This window comes from Streptomyces hazeniae (assembly GCF_031845485.1).
Classification (GTDB): Bacteria; Actinomycetota; Actinomycetes; order Streptomycetales; family Streptomycetaceae; genus Streptomyces; species Streptomyces hazeniae.
In genome coordinates, this window is record NZ_JAVREQ010000235.1 from 1 (window position 1) to 407 (window position 407).

Sequence of the window (407 nt, forward strand, 5' to 3'; positions counted from 1 at the left end):
TTGGTGAAGTCCTCGGGGGTGGGGAGGGTGGCTCCGTCGAGGCGTTCGGTGGCGCCTGCTGCCACGGCCTGGGCGATGGGGTGTTCGGAGGAGTGCTCCACCGCACCGGCCAGCCGCAGGACGTCGTTCTCGTCGGTGCCGTCGGCGGTGTGGACGGCGAGCAGGGTCATCTTCCCCGTCGTGACCGTGCCGGTCTTGTCGAGGACGATGGTGTCGGCGCGGCGGGTGGTTTCGAGGACTTCGGGGCCCTTGATGAGGATGCCGAGCTGGGCGCCGCGGCCGGTGCCGACCATGAGCGCGGTCGGAGTGGCCAGTCCGAGGGCGCAGGGGCAGGCGATGATCAGGACCGCGACGGCCGCCGTGAACGCCGCCGTGAGTCCGGCGCCGCTGCCCAGCCAGAAGCCCAG

1 protein-coding gene is annotated in these 407 nt (G+C 72.0%); it reads right to left on the reverse strand.

All coding sequences use genetic code 11. From position 1 onward, the window contains the following. Positions 1–407: HAD-IC family P-type ATPase (locus tag RM572_RS29500; protein ID WP_311676403.1), on the reverse strand; the 407-nt coding region annotated here is incomplete at both ends.